We start from the raw sequence: 2,217 nt of genomic DNA, 5'->3' as shown, positions 1-2,217 counted from the left end.
GATGTCCAATCGTTCGATTCTCGCAACCTGACGCCAACGGCACATGTGAGGATGGCGCTCGATCGGACGGCACCGCGTTTCCCGTTCCGCTCCCGGTTCGCTCCCGGTTCGGTTCTCCGCCCCCACGGCCCCGAAGGGAACTCCGACCCCGATGTCGGTCACCGAAACTGTGCAGAACGCACAGGACATTCCGTCCTTCCCGTTTCCGGACACGTTTCTTCCGCACACCTCCACCCGCATCGCCGAACTCGCCCGCCAGGGCCCCGCCACCCGCGTCCGTTTCGGCCCGTCCCAGCTGCCCATCTGGCTGATCGTGCGCACCGCGGCGGCCCGCGCGATGCTCGCCGACCCCCGGTTCTCCCGGACCAGAACCCTCGACTTCAACCCCCCGCTGACCGCCGGGCAGATCCCCGACCCCAATTCGCTGCTGTGGCTCGACCCACCCGCGCACACCCGCATTCGTCGCCTGGTCAACGCCGGCTTCGCGCACCGCCGGATCGAACGGATGCGCCCGTTCGTCCGCGCCACCGCCCATGCGCGGATCGACGCGATGCTCGCCGCCGACACCCCCGCTGACCTGCGCCCGCTGGCCTTCCACCTGCCCATCGAGGTCATCTGCCATCTGCTTGGCGTCCCCGACCTCGACCGGGAGAAGGTCCGCACGTGGAGCGAGTCCCTGTTCCGCTTCCACCTCGACCCGCAGGCCGCCGCCGCCGGACTCGGCGCCCTCTACGGCTATCTGGGAAACCTCGTCCGTACCCGTCGCGCAGCCCGGTCCACCACTGTCTCCGCATCCACCGACGGCCTACACAACGGTGTCGAAAGCGCCGAGCCACAGGGCCTTCTTGACGTCATCCTGGACGCCTACGAAGAATCCCTCCGTGATGCGTCCACCTCCGCGGGAGAAACGTCGCCGGAGGCGGGCGACGTGCCGCTGACCGAGACCGAACTGCACTCGCTCACCATGACACTGCTGATCGGCGGCTTCGAGACGACGGCCGGCGTGATGAGCAACGTCCTCACCACACTGTTGGACGACCGATCCCAATGGGAATGGCTGGTGGCGAACCCGGACGGGATGCCCGATGCCGTCGAGGAACTGTTGCGCTACCACCCGCTGTCGATGACGTTCCCCCGTGTCGCCACCGAGGACGTCGACCTCGGCGACTTCGTCGTCCGCGCCGGCGAGGTCGTCGTCGTCCCGCTCGCGGCCATGAGCCGCGACCCCGCCGTCTTCCCCGATCCCGACCGCCTCGACCTCACCCGCACCCCCGTCCCCAACCTCACCTTCGGTCACGGCCCGCACCACTGCATCGGCGCCCACCTGGCCCGGGTGGAACTCACCGAGCTGCTGACCGCCCTGATCGAGAAGGTCCCCGACCTGCGACTGGCCGTCCCCGCCGCCGACCTGCGCTACGAGGTCAAGGCCCCCATCGGACGTCCCGAGGCTCTCCCCGTCACCTGGTAGCCCCGTCACCTGACAGCCCGCCTCCCGCAGCCCTGATCACCTCCCGGTCCAGTCGCACAGGGGGTAACCGGCAGGCCGCCCGGTACGTCCACGTCGCGCCGGGACCGGAGCTACACGGGTCGCCGTGGGGGGCAAATCGGACACGAACACCCCCACGACGACCCGTGTAGCCGTCACGTTCCCGCCCGCCAGCCCACCACGCCGGGACCTTGTTCACCGAGCGTGGTCCATGGTCGTGGTTTCGACGTTCTTCGGTGGCGCACCCCGCACTCGGCCAGCCGCACAGGGGTGGCAGGCGGTGCGTGGGATGACGCATGGGAGAGGGAAAGCCACCGCACAGCAGGCTCACAGCATCACCTCCCAGTGTGGTCATCGTGCACTCCGTTCGGGAGCGCCGAGGCTGGGAGGGACGCGGTGGCCACACGAGAACAGGGGCTGCGGCAGACGGGTCCGATCACGGCGGGAATAGCCGCCCTCGCGACCGCGGGCATGATCGGATTCGGCGTGCTGGCGCACGAGCATTCCACCGCCACCGCCACCGACGCGGAGACCTCGAACTCCGCCAGCGATTCCACCGTGAACACCGGTGCCAGCACCACGACCTCGGACACCACCAGCTCGAGCTCGGGCACGAGTACGGACACGACGTCGAGCGGATCCACCACGGACTCCAACGGGTTGTTGACCGGCTCCACCGGCGACAGCGGCAGCACCCACGCGACGACCGGGGGCTCCTGATCATGGATCGG

General features: G+C 69.1%; 2 protein-coding genes. One reads left to right on the top strand and one right to left on the bottom strand.

Annotated features, from left to right (window positions below):
* Window positions 1-151 precede the first annotated feature (151 nt).
* Window positions 152-1,468: a cytochrome P450 gene (locus tag G6R24_RS20415; RefSeq protein ID WP_163550757.1), complete on the top strand. Its 1,317-nt coding sequence runs from the start codon at window positions 152-154 to the stop codon at window positions 1,466-1,468.
* A gap of 353 nt (window positions 1,469-1,821) precedes the next feature.
* Here the strand turns inward: G6R24_RS20415 and G6R24_RS23055 are convergent.
* On the bottom strand, window positions 1,822-2,217 hold a 396-nt coding region (locus G6R24_RS23055; protein WP_225438865.1), incomplete at its 5' end, for a hypothetical protein.

Source organism: Candidatus Frankia nodulisporulans (genome assembly GCF_902806475.1).
Lineage (GTDB): Bacteria > Actinomycetota > Actinomycetes > Frankiales > Frankiaceae > Frankia > Frankia umida.
Note: the sequence above shows the minus strand (reverse complement) of the source record. Positions and strands in the feature narration are given on the sequence as shown.